Here is a 13,916-nt window from a genome sequence, read left to right as displayed (position 1 = left end):
ACCCCGACCACCAAAAGGCAGGAACCATGCGCGTCGTCATGGCTGAGGACTCCGCGATCCTGCGCGACGGACTCGTGCAGCTGCTGGAACTGCGCGACGTGCGGGTCGCGGCGGCCGTCGGCGACGCCGAGGCGCTGCTCGCCGCGGTCGCCGAACACCGGCCGGACGCCGCGGTGATCGACATCCGACTGCCGCCCGGCCACCGCGACGAGGGCCTGCGAGCCGCCGTCACGATCCGCCGGGACCACCCCGACATCGGCGTGCTGATCTTCTCCCAGTACGTGGAGACCGCCTACGCCGACCGGCTGTTCGGCGCGGGCTTCGCCGGGGTCGGCTATCTGCTCAAGGAACGGGTGGTGGACATCGGCGAGTTCGTGGACGCCCTGGAGCGGGTGGCGAACGGCGGCACCGCGCTGGACCCGGACGTCGTCGGCCACCTCTTCGGCGCGAGCCGCCGGGCCCGGTCCCTGGACGCCCTCACCCCGCGTGAGCGCGAGGTGCTGTCGCTGATGGCCCAGGGCCGCACCAACCACTCGATCGCCACGGCGCTGACCGTCACCGGGCGGGCGGTCGAGAAGCACATCGCCAACATCTTCGGCAAACTCGACCTCCCGCCCTCGGAGACGGACCACCGCCGGGTGCTGGCGGTGCTCCGCTACCTGGAGGCGGCCAGCCGGCCGTAGCCACCGCAGGACCGACCGCCCCCCTTCAACGCCCCTGCTGAAACCCGGCTGTTGACCTCATCCCGGAATGCCGGAATGCCGGAATGCCGGAATGCGGGAACGTAGGGACGTGGGAACTCAGCTGTTGACCTGCGCCGGGCACAGCCGCCGCGGCTGCGTGTCACCCCGCAGCCGGGCGTCCACACAGCCGCCCGGCAGCCCGTCGTGCGCCGTGCTGCCGAAGTTCGCGGTGACGGTCAGCGCCCCGTCGCCGAACACCGTCCGCTGCATGGTGCGGTCGCCGGTCAGCCACCGGAACGACGTCATCCTCTCGGTCCCCGCCGCGCGGTGCAGCGGTCCGAAGTACTTCTGGAGAGCGGCGAGTTCCTTCCCGTCCTTCTCCAGCGACGGCCCGCTGAGCGCGAAATTCAGCGGGGTGTTGTTCAGCATCGCCAGCAGCGCCCGGGTGGTCTTCTGCTCCGGCAGCTTGTCGTACGACAGCTCCCACCGCTCCACGTTGACCAGCGACTCGTGCAGGGCCGTCTCGTACAGCGGCACCCGGTACTTCGGGTCGTACATCGCGGTGGCCAGGTCCGCCGGCAGCGACACCGGCATGAAGGCGTTCTTCGGGGCGTTCTGCGGGAAGTAGCCACCCCACTTCTCCTTGTCCCGCTCCAGCTTCCACAGCCCGTCGGCGACCGGTGTCCCCGAGCCGTGGTTGAAAGCCAGCACCGAGTTCGCCCACGGCTGCGCCGACTCCGAACCCAGCACGAGGCCCTTGGCGATCCGCCGCATCCGGGCGAGCCGGTTCTCCCGGTCGCCCGCCTTGGTCATCTCATGGCCCGCGCCGTGGTCGCGGAACACCTCACCGGTCGCGTCCACGTCCAGGAAGTAACTGTCCGCCCCGTTGGCGGTCATCGCCCGCGTACGGTTGGCCAGATAGTGCTTGGCAGGCTCCGCCTTCTCGAAGGCGCGCGAGCTGAGATAGCAGCCGCGGCCCCCGAAACCGGTCTGCGCCGTCCCGTCCGCCTTCCGCACGCAGAAGTCCGGGTAGACCCTGTCCGGCCACGCCGACGTGGGGCTGTCCGCCGTCTTCGGATCCTGCCCGTTGGCGAACGTGTCGTACGGCCCGACGAGATACCCCGCCTTCTTCGCGGCCCGGACGGCATCCGCCGTCATCGGGTCCGGCCCGGAGTCGTACCCGAGCCACATCCGGTCCACGCCCAGCTTCCTCAGCTTCTCGACACCGGACGCGGTCCGCGCCTCGCCCCACAGATAGGCGTGGAACGCGCCCAGCAGCTTCGCCCCGGCCGGGTTCCTCCTGATCTTCTCGCGCAGGCTGCCGAGCTGCCCGTGCTGGGAGAGGTAGGAGCGGTAGTCGGCGGCCGGGGCCACCGGATTCCCGTCCGTGAGCGAGAACGAGACGTCGTAGTCGCCCGTCCCCTCACCGGAGTTGAAGTCGTGTGCCGCCGTGGCGTGCAGCCGCCCCCCGGTGGAGGCGAACCGCAGCGTCGTCCCGATGTCGGTGGGCGTGAGATAGCTGACGCCGTGCCGCCCGCCGGACCAGCCCCACAGCGGCAGCGCCAGGTCCCCGCCCACATCGACGGTGTTGCCGGCCAGCCCGCCCTTCGGCCCGTTCCAGAACGCGTCCCGTACGGGGATGTCCAGCCCCTCGCCGCGCGGCAGCTGCACATCGGACGCGGCCCGGTCGGTACCGGTCACCGGCCAGCTCACCGACCCGTCCCGCTCCGACCGGATCCGGACGTGCAGCCGCCCCCGCTCCGAACTCGCCGTGACCTGGAGCCCCTTGTCCGGATAGCTCCAGCGTGCCGTTCCGGCCGTACGGGCCACCGGGCCGGGCTTGCCGAGGCCGCTCGCCACCGCCTCGGACAGCACCAGCCGCGTCCCGTCGTTGGCGCGCGCGGTGACCGCCAGCGACCCGGTGTCGACGACGGCGGTCCCGCCGGCGACGGGGAGTTCGATACGACTGCCCTGGACCGTGCCGGCCGTGGCGCTGCCGCAGCCGGCGAGCGTGAACGCGGAGGCGGTCAGCGCCAGCGAGGCGGCGACCGCTCGGGTGAGTGTGGATGCCATTCCCCTTGAATAGCGACCGGCTTTAAGAACCTTCTAAGAGGCCGCCGGATCGTCCAGGGGGCACCGGGCGGCAGCCTCCTCACACGGCCAGGCGCCGCGCCGCCAGCTCCGCGTACACCGCCGCCCCGTCCGCCAGCACCGCATCGTCGAACTCGGCCCGCGGCGAATGGTTGATGGCGCTCCGCTCCGGGTCCGCACCGGCCGGCGGAGAGCCCAGGAACAGCATCGCGCCGGGCACCTCCGCCAGCACCCGGGAGAAGTCCTCCGAGCCCTGGAGCGGCTGCCGCATGGGCGCGTACCGCTCCTCGCCGAGCACCTCGCGCACCGTGTCCGCCGCGAAGTCCGCCGCCGCGTCGTCGTTGACGGTGATCGGATACACCTCGCTGAACTCCGCGTCCACGCCGACCCCGTAGGCCGCCGCGATGCCCCGGCACACCTCCACGGTGCCGTCCTTGACTCGCGCCTGCGCCCGCTCCGAGAAGCTGCGCACCGTCGCCTCGAAGACCGCCGTGTCCGGAATGACGTTCTGCTTCGTCCCCGCGTGGAAGGTGCCCACGGTCAGGATCACCGGGTCGAACACATCGAAGCTACGGGTGATCCACGCCTGCAACGCGGTCACCATCGCGCACCCGGCCTGCACCGGGTCCTTGGCGCGGTGCGGCATCGACCCGTGCCCGCCCTCGCCCCGTACGGTCACCCGCAGCACGTTCGACGCGGACATCGCCGGCCCGCCCCGGGTCCCGAACACGCCGCTGGGCACCCCCGCGGACAGCACATGGATGGCGTACGCCGCCACCGGCCGCTGCCCGGCCGCGTCCAGCAGCCCCTCGGCCAGCATGTGCCGGGCGCCGTCGTAACCCTCCTCGCCGGGCTGGAACATGAACAGCACCTCGCCCGCGAGCCGGTCGCGGTGCGCGGCGAGCAGTCTGGCCGCACCGGTCAGCATGGCGGTGTGCAGATCGTGGCCGCAGGCGTGCATCCGGCCGGTGTCGGCGGCGAAGTCGAGCCCGGTGCGCTCGGCGACCGGCAGCGCGTCCATGTCGCCGCGCAGCAGCACGGTCGGCCCCGGCGCCGCCCCGCGCAGCACCGCCGTCACCGAGGTGAGTCCGTCCCCCGTACTCAACTCCAACGGCAACCCGTCCAGTTCAGCCAGCACAGCTTCCTGCGTACGGGGCAGATCCAGCCCGGTCTCGGGGATCCGGTGCAGCGAACGGCGCAGCCGCACGAGGTCGTCGGAGAGCGCGCGGGCGTCGTCACGAAGGTTCATACGGGCTCCTCAGCTGGGGAGCCCCCCATTCTTGACCGTGGCGACGAACGAGGACCAGCCCGCCGCGCACACCACGATCGCGGGCCCGCCCGGAACTTTGCTGTCGCGGACGGGGACGACGCCGTGGGTTGTGGAGTGGGCGGGGGAGAACTCGATGCATGCCCCGCCGTTGCCTTCGCTGTAGGACGACTTGATCCACGTGGCGGTGGCCAGATCCAAGTCGGGGATCATGGGCGGTACTCCTTCAGCAGATTCTTGATCAGGGCAAGTGATTTATCCGGGGCCAATGCGTGCGCCCTGAGCAGATCGTAATCATCCAAGGCGGAGTCGACCGTTTGTGCGGAATCATGCATCCTGCCTCCTACCCGGGTCTCCGTGTACAACACGGTGGGGGAGTCCAAGAAGCGCAACACGATGAAGGGCATCGTGGACGTGGCCGCAATGCCTGCCGAGAACGGCATGACCTGAAGTTCCAAGTGCGGCGACGCGGCTACCGCGATCAGGTAGTCGAGCTGCCCCGCCATGACCTCGGCACTCTCGATGACAGTCCGCAGACACGCCTCATGGAGGATGACCCACAGCCGCGGGGGAGCGTCCCGTTCGAACACCTCACGTCGCCGTAGGCGCGCGGCAACCTTGTCCTCGATTCCCTTTGCACTTGCCCCGGGGTTGGATACGCGGAAGACGGCCCTTGCGTACTCCTCAGTCTGGACCACGCCTGATACGAGGTTCGTCTCGTACGTCAGGATCCGCGACGCCTTCCGTTCCAGATCCAAGTACGGGACGAACCACGACGGGTGGTCCCCTTCGTCGATCCTTCGCAGCATGCCCGCGAAGAGTCCGTTCGTCCCGAATGCGAGATCGCACCCATCGGCGAACTTCTCGCTGGCCTTCACCTTCCCGGACTCCACCATGCTGACGTACGCATAGGAGTAGCCCGCAGCATGGCCTAAGTGCTTCTGTGTGAGATTGCGGCCCAGGCGTACCCGTTTGACGTCACGCCCGAAGCTCTGGAGCGGATTGAAGTGCTCGGGTGGGGTCGTCTCGTCCAATGCTGTGACCTCTCGTTCTGTGGTCGCGGTCAGCATCGCCGCAGGCAGTTGCTGTAAGCACTGCCGTTTAAGTGGCCCCACTCTATTGCCCGTTGCGTTGTCAGCGTGACCGAATGGCTACACCCCGTACGCGAAGCCAGGACCCCCGCGACCGCGTGACCGGTCCGGGGGCGTGGCCACCAACCCCCTGGAGGTTGACGACATGACCGACGCTACCGCGCGGCTTCTGCCATGGTCGAGTGCGGACGGCAAGCCCTGCTTCGTCGTGGGCGACGGCACCGGCCCCGTGTCCCGTATTGCCGACAGCATCGAGGCGGCGCAACTCGACTCGGCCGCCGACCTCATCGACGAGTCACGTCGCGTGCTCGCTGCACGCGCCTGGACGTCCGGGGAACTCCAGCTGCTCACCGTCGAGTTGACGGACTCGCTCGCCGAGGTGCACCGGGTCGCCAAGAGCCGCGGCGCCCGGCTGCCGAAGCCGTACCCCGCCGTGGTCTACGTACCGGCGGGGGAGGCCGTGAAGCCGTGCCCGTTCCCGTGCGAGGTCTGCCGCCGCAAGGGACGGTAGGGGGTGGTGGACGCGCGTCAGCGCGTCTGGACGCCCGGTCCCCCCGCCACCGCGTCGAGCCGCGCCAACTCCCCTTCCGTGAGCGCGATCCGTGCCGCGTCCAGGTTCTCGTCCAGGTGGGCGGGCGAGCCCGTACCGGGCGTCGGCAGCAGGACGGGGGAGCGGCGCAGGAGCCAAGCCAGCGCGATCTGCCCGGTGGTCGCGCCGTGCCCGGCGGCGACCGCGGCGACCACCTCGCCCGCTTCCCCCGTCAGCGCCCCGTTCCCCAGCGGGAACCACGGCAGAAGCGCCGTCCCTCCCTTCTCGCACAGCTTCAGTACGTCCTCCGAGGCGCGGTCCAGGAGGTTGTAGCGGTTCTGCACCGACGCGATCGGGGCCAGCTCCTGCGCCCGCGCGAGCTCCGCCGCCCCGACGCTGTCCAGCCCGATGTGCCGGATCTTCCCGGCCTGTTGGAGTTCCAGCAGGGCGCCCAACTGGTCGGCCATCGGCACTCCGGGGTCCAGTCGGTGCAGCTGGTACAGCGCGATCGTGTCCGTACGCAGCCGCCGCAGGCTCGCCTCGCACATGGCGCGCAGCTCCTCCGGCCGCCCGGCGATATGCCAGGTGCCCGGCCCCGTGCGCACCACCCCGCCCTTGGTCGCGATCACCAGGTCGTCCGGATACGGGTGCAGCGCCTGCGCCACCAACTCCTCGGCGATGTCCGGACCGTAGTTGTCGGCGGTGTCGATCAACGTCACCCCGCGCTCGACGGCCCGGCGCAGCAGCGCGACGGCCTGCCGCGGGTCCGCGTGCCGCGGCCCCCAGTACCCGGTCCCGACGAGCCCGCCGGTCCCCAGCCCCAGCCGCCGCACGGCCAGGCTCCCGCCGATCGCGAACTCCGGTCCCGGAGATCCAGGTCCCGCAGATCCGGATCCCGGAGGTACATTCGCTTCCGTATCCACGGGCTGGAGCCTAGACGGCAGTCCGGCCGGCAATAATCCGGCGTCCCGGGCCGCGCCCCTTCATAAGATCACCTGGTGCCTCCTGACATATCGCTGTTCACGCTGACTCTGCTCTGCCTGGCGGCCCTGGCAGCCGGCTGGATCGACGCGGTGGTGGGCGGCGGCGGGCTGCTGCTGCTCCCGGCGCTGCTGGTCGGCCTTCCGCACACACCCGCCGCGTTCGTGCTCGGCACCAACAAGTCCACCGCCATCGTCGGCACCACCGCGGCCGCCGTGACCTACGTCCGCAAGACCCCGATCGACATCGGCACCGCCCTGCGGATCGGCGCCGCGGCGCTCGCCGGATCGCTCACAGGGGCGTTCTTCGCGGCCGGTATCAACAGCGCGGTGCTCCGTCCGTTGATCATGGCCGTGCTCCTGGGTGTCCTCGCCTTCATCCTCTTCCGCCCGGCGTTCGGCACCGCTCCCGCGCCCTCGGGACCGGTGACCCGGCGGCGCGTGCTGGTGGCGATCCTCGTCGCGGGCCTGGGAATCGGCTTCTACGACGGGCTGATCGGCCCCGGCACCGGTGCCTTCCTCGTCATCGCACTGGCCGCCCTCCTTCACATGGACCTGGTCACCTCCTCCGCCACCGCCAAGGTCATCAACGTCTGCACCAACGTCGGCGCGCTGACGATGTTCGCCATCCAGGGCACCGTGCTGTGGCAACTGGGGGCGCTGCTGGCCCTGTTCAACCTCGTCGGCGGCACGGTCGGCGCCAGGATGGCCCTCAAGCGCGGCGCCGGGTTCGTGCGCGGCGTGCTCGTCATCGTCGTCATCACCCTCCTGTGCAAGCTGGTCTACGACCAGTGGCTGGCGGCCTGACGCCCCCCACCGCCGTCTGCGCGCGGGCCCGCCGATGCCGCTGGCGTGAGACACGACGGCGGTCCCGGATCCGGCGGCCCTGCAACAGCGCCAACAGCGCCAACAGCGCCAACAGCGCCAACAGCGCCAACAGCGCCAACAGCGCCAACAGCGCCAATGGCGGCAATGGCGGCAACGACGGCAACGGCGGTTTCAAAAACGGCAGTTGTAGAGCCGCGACATGTCTCGCAGGCCCCCGGGTATCCGCGCCGCGATCCGGGCCGCCGCGCGGTAGGCCACGGGCAGCTTCTCGATCCCCGGCAGGTCCATGGCGCTGATGTTCTCGACGATCTCCAGGCGGGGGCTCAGCCGGGATATGCCGGCCGGGTCCGTGCCCCAGTGCAGCGTCGAACCGGTCCTGACGATGACGGTGTTGAGGCGCGCCGCGCGCACGGCGAACCTGCTGAAGGCGTCGAAGGCCAGCTCCCCGCTCGGGGCGTGGGCTATCAGGCGGCGGAGGAGCGTGGTGACGTCCTTCTCGGTGAGGTACATCAGCAGGCCCTCTGCGACGATCATCGTCGGCCGGTCGGACGGGAGTCCGTCCACCCAGTCCGGGGCGGTGACGGACGTCGGTATCTCGGCGTATCCGGGGCGCTCCGGATAGAGCTGCCGGCGCAGGTCTATGACCTCCGGGAAGTCGACGTCGTACCAGCGCACCCGGGGGCCGGGGGCGAGGCGGTAGACGCGGGTGTCGAGGCCGCAGCCCAGATGCACCACCGTCGCCTCCTCGTGCCGGGCCAGGAAGCGGGCCGTCCAGACATCCAACTGCCGGGCGCGGAGGGCGACTCCGGCTGCGTCGCCGCCGCGCATCCGGAGCTTGCGGAAGTCGTAGTCGAGGCGGCGCACCGCGTCGACGGCCATGGTGTCGCCGAGTATCGGCTTCTTCGCGCGGCTGTCGACCGCGCGGCCGTAGAGCGTGGCGAGGAGGGTCTCCTTCGCCCCGGTCAGCTGCACCTTCGATTTCGCGCTGGTCATAGTTCGATGGTACGGAACATTCAGAAAAATGTGAAGAGTGGAAACGTGGCGCCCCGCGCCGTGGCGGTGGCCGGCGTCAGCCCCGGGCCGCCGCGCCCGCGGGCACGCCCCGCGCCGGTTCGCGCACCGCCGTGACGGCGGTCAGCAGCACCACCGAGTCGTCGACGGCGGTCAGGCCGTGCCGGGCGTGCGGAATCGCCGTGACCTGCCCCGCGGTCAGTACCTGGCCACCGCCGGCCCAGGTCAGCCGGACGCGGCCGCGCAGCACTTGGAGGCTGGCCGCCGGGGGCGCGTTGTGCTCGTCGAGCGACGTGCCGGCCAGCAGCGCGATCACGGTTTGGCGCAGCGGACCGTCGTGCAGGAAGAGGTGAGCGCTGCGTCCGTGCGCGGAGGCGCGGGCGTCGTCGAGTTGGTCGCGGATGAGGGTTTCGAGATTCTCCATGGCGCTCGCCTTTCGAGTGCGGGCCGGCGGCGGGACGTCCCTGCGACGGGACTCCCCTCTCCATCGTTGTCCCTGCGCAGGAGGGCGCAACCGGGGCGTACGGGCGCGCAGCCGGCGGATACGAGGGCGGATACGCGGACGGATGCGAACGGGAGGGGGCGACGGATACGAACGGGAATGGGGCGTCCGGGTGCTTGGGCGCGGGCAGCGGCCCGCCGCGCGCCAGTTGATCATCAAGATCCGTACGATGCGAGGCGATCCTTGACCGAAGGATTGCAAGATCGATGGCGGAAGATCGATGGCCGGAGAGCGATGCCTGGAGTTCGGAAACCCGGAGTTCGGAGCCCGGCTACCGGACGGGGGCGACCGACGACCGATGACCGGAGACCCCGGAGATCGATGAATCGCGACCGGAGATCGGTGACCGAGGACCGAGCAATGGACACAGGACGCCGAGGAATGAGCGTCGAAGATCGAATGTGCTGGGCAGTGGCACTACCCCCCACCCCGACCGCGAAGGGTGCGTGACCGTGGCCGACCCGACCGCCCTGAACGAACCGCCTGCCGTGCCGGCCCCGGCCGCGCAGCCGGCGCGATTTCTGACCGTGATGACGACCACCGACAGCGAGCAGAAGGCCGAACGGCTGGCGCGCGGTGCGATCGAGGCGAGACTCGCCGCCTGTGCGCAGATCAGCGCACCGGTGACCTCGGTCTTCCGCTGGGACGGCGCCGTGGAGACCAACCAGGAGTGGCAGGTGCTGTTCAAGACGGCGAGCACGCGGTACGCGGCGCTGGAGAGCTATCTCCTCGCCGCACACGACTACGAGACCCCGGAGATCATCGCCACTCCGGTCACGCACGGTGGCGCCGGGTATCTCGCCTGGGTCGCAGAGGAGACGAGCTGACGTGGCACTACCACCCCCTATGTCGAAGGCCGTTGCGGCGGGTACCGCCGTTGTGCACCGCCGGCGGCTGCGCTGCCGGTGGGGGAGGGCGGCGACACTCGCCCTGGGCATGACCCTGGGCCTCGCCGCTTCCCCGGTGAGCCACGCGGCCGACGGCCCCCCTGGCGACCAGGTGTCCTACGGCCACCAGACCCACCCGCACGGCTCCTGGACCAGCAAGGACGCCGCCGCCTACTGGACGCCGCAGCGGATGGCCGGCGCCGCGGGCACCGACGACCGCGGCGACCAGCAGGCCGCCCCCGCACCGCAACTCGCGCCGACCGCACGGCACTTCGACGGTATCCCGTCCGTCGGCGTGCTGTTCTCCGTCGACGGGGAGGCGCGCGAGCACCACTGCACCGCCAGTGTGGTGCACAGCCCGCACGGCAATCTGCTGCTGACCGCCGGGCACTGCAACCCGGGCGCGCGCGCCGCGTTCGTCCCGCAGTACCAGTCGGGCGCGGACTCCCAGCCCTACGGGGTGTGGGCCATCGACGACACGTTCGCGTACTCGGACCGCGCCACCACTGGAGCCGGCGCCGACCTCGACTTCGCGTTCGCCACCGTGGCCCCGGACGACCGCGGCCGGATGATCGAGTCCGTCACCGGCGGCAACGTCCTGACCGACACGCCCGGTTACCGCAACCAGGTCAGCGTCATCGGCTACCCCAGCGCGCAGAGCGACCCGGCGGACCGCGCGGTACGCTGCGACGCCCGCACCAGCCGCCTTTCCGGCACCCGTGAACTCCGCCTGGACTGCGGCGGGTTCTTCGGCGGAACCTCCGGCAGTCCCTGGCTCACCAACTTCGACGAGCACACGCAGACCGGCCGGATCATCGGCGTCATCGGCGGCGTCAACGGCGGTGGCCCCAGCGGCCCGCACAGCGACCGGGTCTCCTACAGCCCGTACTTCGGGAAGGAGATCCGCAGCCTCTACAACCGCGCCGTCAAGGAGAGCGCACAGAGCGCCGAGAGCACACAGAAGGCGCAGAGCGCCCAGAACGCTCAGACCGCGCCGAGCAAGCCGAGCCAGCAGGGCAAGCCGAGCCAACAGAGCCAGCAGGCCCGGCAGACCCAGCAGAACCTGCAGAACCAGGAGCCCCCGCAGGACCCGCAGGACCAGCAGGACCCGCAGAGTGCTCCGAGCGGGCAGGGTACGGACAGCTCGCTGGGCTCGCCGGGCACGGACAACGCGCAGGACACGCAGGACGCGCAGAACAACCAGGACACGCCGAGTTCGGGCGGTGGCGGGGGACTCCTCTAGGAGTCCGGAGTCCGGGGACTGGGGTCTGACCGGAGGCGCGTGCCGTCAGTGCAGCGCCTCCGTCAGGCCCTTCTCCTTCGGTCCGAGGAACTGCGGATCGGGCCGCAGCACCGCATCCGCAGCCGCCTTCCCCGCCGCGAAGATCTCCCGTACGCCGCCGTACGCCCAGGTCAGGTCGTGGTCGGCGGCGACCCCGACGCCGTACGACGCGATACCGGCCGCCGAGCACAGCGCCAGCGCGCGCCGGATGTGGAAGCCCTGGCTGACCAGAACCGCCCGGTCCACGCCGAAGATGCGGTGCGCGCGGGTGCAGGAGTTCCAGGTCGCCGACTCTGCCTATGCAGAGTCGCGGGAAACCTTCGCCCCCTACCAAACGAGAACTAGGTAGGGGAACACACACCATGGGCCTGACCAGCAACAAAGCACCTAGGGCTTCTGTGCCTTGGGGTGCGGGCTACGCCGAGCGCTTGTACCCCTTGCCGTCGTAGAACGTCTGGCCGGGCCGGCGCTGGTAGCCCTTGTAGTCGTAGAACGTGCCACCGGAACGGCACAGGTATCCCTTGCTGTCGTAGAAGGAGTCTCCAGGGCGGCGCTTGTACCCCTTGTAGTCATAGAAAGACTCTCCCGGTCGACGCTTGTACCCCTTGCCGTCGTAGAAGCTCTCCTTTGTCGAAAACATGCCTGTCCCCCTCGCGTCTCGGTGTGGCGTCCGCGGTGCAGCACCACCGTTCGGTGGTGCCTGTCGCAAAACCTGGGGCTTCACTCCGAAGCCGTTCCGGTACAAGGGGGAAACGTACAGCAGGGGCGCCAAGTCGCCCCAAGGACAGAACGATCCCCCGCCGCCCTTGTTCGGAGGTACCCCCATGCCCCGAAGGCCCCGTCCTCCCTTGCAGCGCCCCCGGGTGCCCTGAGCTGACAAGGGGTGGGCGGACGGGCGGATAAGGGTCACGCGCGGCCCATCGCGTTGGGAGGCCACGCGGACGGTAACGTTCAAGTCCCGTGCCAGGAAGTGGCACAGGCTCAAGACGGGTGCGGAGTTCGGTCGCGTGCCGACGGGACGCCCCGCTGAGGCTGTAGGCCACCGGAGTGGGTTATCGCATACTCCACCACGTGGCGATGACTTGGCCAATGAGGGCTGATGCCGACGCCAAGAGGCGCACTGGAGCCCGTTGCGTGATCACGTGTGGACGACTCACACGAAGTTCAAGGAACGGGCAGGGCTGGCTTCAGGCGTGGTTGCACGTTCAGGCATGGCAATGCCCTCTCTGGGATCTCGGGGGCGCAATCCATAGTGCCGTGCGCCAGAGCGGTTTCTGGCCGAAGTCAACAAAGGTTCATGACCCGCAGATCCCGCCCCCCTTGAGTATCCCCGGGTGCCCTGAGGCGACCCGGGCCGGCGGTCGGTGTCCACCTCGCTTCAACGGCTCGTCCACCAAGCGGCGCCGGATCCTCCTGCTGCCGTCGCGAGCGTGACGAGCCATACGGGGATGCGTTGGATCGTCAAGTGCACCCCACCCCAGCGGAGTTCGAACTGCGGACGCTGTCGGGTGGTGCTCGGTTTCGAGGTCATTGCGCCAGTGCACCACAACCGGCAGGGGTCCCGTCATGGGCCGTGTGCGTACAAAACGTCATCCCAAACTTAGACCTTATGGAGCATGAGTAGCCGGAGTGGCGTGGTGAGGGCACGTGTCAGGGCAGTGGCATCGGCCATTGCTGATCGGGAGTGCGCCAAGGCGGGGTGGTTTTGCGTAACTGAGTCGGCCAGGGACGGCATGTCGTCAGTGACGACCTGATGGCCCTGCTCGCCTGCGCTGTTCCCGTGCCACACGATGTGTGTCCCGGGCCTGGAGGTGCCCCCCATACCCCAAGGCCCCCGCCGCTCTTGCGCTGTCGCCGGGTGCCCTGAGTCGACTCGGGCCGTCGGGCGCTGTGGACGTGGATCACGTGCGGCCCCTCGCGTTGGGAGGGACCGACACGACCGGAATGTTCAGGTGTAGTGCCGTGGGTGCCATCGATTGAAGACCGATTCGGAGTTTGGGGTCGCTGCCTAGCGACTGGTCCATCAGGAGACCCCAGATCCGCTCGCCGCTGTGACGAGCGTGATAAGCCATGAGGGAATGCGCTGAATGGTCAAGTGCAGTACACCGAAGCGGAGTTCGAGAGCATGAGGCTTGGTGTCTGTCGTCTTGGACATGAACGGAACTTCGGCTCCATTCAATTTAGCCCAAGGGCGCTGCTGGGACGAGGGCTTGCCTCCCCCCCGCCCCTCGTTAGTCGTCTCTCTGACGATTACTCCGACAGCAGTTACCTCCTTCTTGTTAGGAGACCCCCATGCCGCGTAGACCCCACTCCCCTTGCCCTGTCGCCGGGTACCCCGAGTTGACCACGGGCGGGCGCTGCGTCCCCGGACATGGCTCCACCCCGGTACGGGCGCTGACGGCTCGTACCGGGGCGGTGTAGGCGCGTACGGTGCCCTGGAAGTCGTCTCATTAGGTGAGTCTGCGGTAGCAGATGAGGCTGCAGGCGATGGCGGTGAAGGCGAGGAAGTGTTCGGCCTTGCGCTCGTAGCGGCGATGCAGGCGGCGGCAGTCGGCGAGCCAGGACATTGTGCGCTCGATCGTCCAGCGGTGCCGGCCCAGTCGGGTGGAGGACGCGATGCCTCTGCGGGCGATGCGATGCCGGATGCCTCGTCCGCGGAGCCATCGACGCAGGTCGTCGTGGTCGTACCCCTTGTCCGCATGGAGCTTGGCGGGCCGTCGTCGGCGCGGCCCGCGGCGCGAGCGTGAGGAATCGCACCCCATCCG

Annotated in this window: 13 protein-coding genes and 2 pseudogenes; 5 read left to right on the top strand and 10 right to left on the bottom strand. The window is 69.7% G+C overall.

All coding sequences use genetic code 11. The features are described 5' to 3' along the window. The first annotated feature begins 26 nt into the window (after positions 1 to 26). Positions 27 to 683: a response regulator gene (locus tag ACO1BR_RS08775; protein WP_426794454.1), complete on the top strand. Its 657-nt coding sequence runs from the start codon at positions 27 to 29 to the stop codon at positions 681 to 683. Between the two features lie 117 nt (positions 684 to 800). Here the strand turns inward: ACO1BR_RS08775 and ACO1BR_RS08770 are convergent, their stop codons facing one another. From ACO1BR_RS08770 to ACO1BR_RS08755, 4 genes are all read right to left on the bottom strand, one after another. Continuing rightward, complete coding sequence (locus ACO1BR_RS08770) at positions 801 to 2,756, bottom strand: glycoside hydrolase (protein WP_426794453.1); 1,956 nt, start codon at positions 2,754 to 2,756, stop codon at positions 801 to 803. A gap of 79 nt (positions 2,757 to 2,835) precedes the next feature. Beyond that, positions 2,836 to 4,023 (bottom strand): M20 metallopeptidase family protein, encoded by a 1,188-nt coding sequence (locus ACO1BR_RS08765; RefSeq protein WP_426794452.1) that lies wholly within the window; start codon positions 4,021 to 4,023, stop codon positions 2,836 to 2,838. A 9-nt stretch (positions 4,024 to 4,032) separates the two neighbouring features. Continuing rightward, complete coding sequence (locus ACO1BR_RS08760; protein WP_426794451.1) at positions 4,033 to 4,254, bottom strand: DUF397 domain-containing protein; 222 nt, start codon at positions 4,252 to 4,254, stop codon at positions 4,033 to 4,035. Continuing rightward, positions 4,251 to 5,075 carry a helix-turn-helix domain-containing protein gene (locus tag ACO1BR_RS08755; protein ID WP_426794450.1) on the bottom strand — a complete coding sequence of 275 codons (825 nt, stop codon included), beginning with the start codon at positions 5,073 to 5,075 and terminating at the stop codon, positions 4,251 to 4,253. Before ACO1BR_RS08755 ends, ACO1BR_RS08760 begins: the two co-directional genes overlap by 4 nt. Before the next feature lie 202 nt (positions 5,076 to 5,277). Between ACO1BR_RS08755 and ACO1BR_RS08750 the strand changes: the two genes are divergently transcribed. Next, positions 5,278 to 5,643 carry a hypothetical protein gene (locus ACO1BR_RS08750; RefSeq protein ID WP_426794449.1) on the top strand — a complete coding sequence of 122 codons (366 nt, stop codon included), beginning with the start codon at positions 5,278 to 5,280 and terminating at the stop codon, positions 5,641 to 5,643. A gap of 17 nt (positions 5,644 to 5,660) precedes the next feature. Here the strand turns inward: ACO1BR_RS08750 and ACO1BR_RS08745 are convergent, their stop codons facing one another. Beyond that, complete coding sequence (locus ACO1BR_RS08745) at positions 5,661 to 6,512, bottom strand: aldo/keto reductase (RefSeq protein WP_426794505.1); 852 nt, start codon at positions 6,510 to 6,512, stop codon at positions 5,661 to 5,663. 147 nt (positions 6,513 to 6,659) lie between these two features. On the opposite strand from ACO1BR_RS08745, the gene ACO1BR_RS08740 reads away from it, so the two are divergent. Further along, positions 6,660 to 7,448, top strand: coding sequence for a sulfite exporter TauE/SafE family protein (locus ACO1BR_RS08740; protein ID WP_159503886.1), 789 nt, complete (start codon positions 6,660 to 6,662; stop codon positions 7,446 to 7,448). Positions 7,449 to 7,640: 192 nt separating this feature from the next. On the opposite strand, the gene ACO1BR_RS08735 is transcribed toward ACO1BR_RS08740, so the two are convergent. Then, a complete protein-coding gene (locus ACO1BR_RS08735; protein WP_426794448.1) occupies positions 7,641 to 8,462 on the bottom strand; it encodes a class I SAM-dependent methyltransferase in 822 nt (273 codons plus the stop codon). Between the two features lie 76 nt (positions 8,463 to 8,538). Continuing rightward, positions 8,539 to 8,904 carry a cupin gene (locus ACO1BR_RS08730; RefSeq protein WP_426794447.1) on the bottom strand — a complete coding sequence of 122 codons (366 nt, stop codon included), beginning with the start codon at positions 8,902 to 8,904 and terminating at the stop codon, positions 8,539 to 8,541. A gap of 530 nt (positions 8,905 to 9,434) precedes the next feature. On the opposite strand from ACO1BR_RS08730, the gene cutA reads away from it, so the two are divergent. Beyond that, positions 9,435 to 9,809: a divalent-cation tolerance protein CutA gene (cutA, locus tag ACO1BR_RS08725; RefSeq protein WP_201304818.1), complete on the top strand. Its 375-nt coding sequence runs from the start codon at positions 9,435 to 9,437 to the stop codon at positions 9,807 to 9,809. A gap of 1 nt (position 9,810) precedes the next feature. After that, a complete protein-coding gene (locus ACO1BR_RS08720; protein ID WP_426794446.1) occupies positions 9,811 to 11,112 on the top strand; it encodes a trypsin-like serine peptidase in 1,302 nt (433 codons plus the stop codon). A 45-nt stretch (positions 11,113 to 11,157) separates the two neighbouring features. Here ACO1BR_RS08720 and ACO1BR_RS08715 read toward each other — a convergent pair. The 3 genes and pseudogenes from ACO1BR_RS08715 to ACO1BR_RS08705 all read right to left on the bottom strand — a co-directional run. Further along, positions 11,158 to 11,436: pseudogene (locus ACO1BR_RS08715) on the bottom strand (hypothetical protein); the annotation flags it as partial. A 130-nt stretch (positions 11,437 to 11,566) separates the two neighbouring features. Then, positions 11,567 to 11,791: a hypothetical protein gene (locus ACO1BR_RS08710; protein ID WP_426794445.1), complete on the bottom strand. Its 225-nt coding sequence runs from the start codon at positions 11,789 to 11,791 to the stop codon at positions 11,567 to 11,569. 1,810 nt (positions 11,792 to 13,601) lie between these two features. Then, positions 13,602 to 13,889, bottom strand: a pseudogene (locus tag ACO1BR_RS08705) (transposase); the annotation flags it as partial. Between the last annotated feature and the right edge of the window lie 27 nt (positions 13,890 to 13,916).

It is taken from the genome of Streptomyces sp. YGL11-2 (genome assembly GCF_050054615.1).
Classification (GTDB): Bacteria; Actinomycetota; Actinomycetes; order Streptomycetales; family Streptomycetaceae; genus Streptomyces.
The sequence above is the reverse complement of the archived record's forward strand: the minus strand, read 5'-3'. Positions and strand labels throughout refer to the sequence as shown.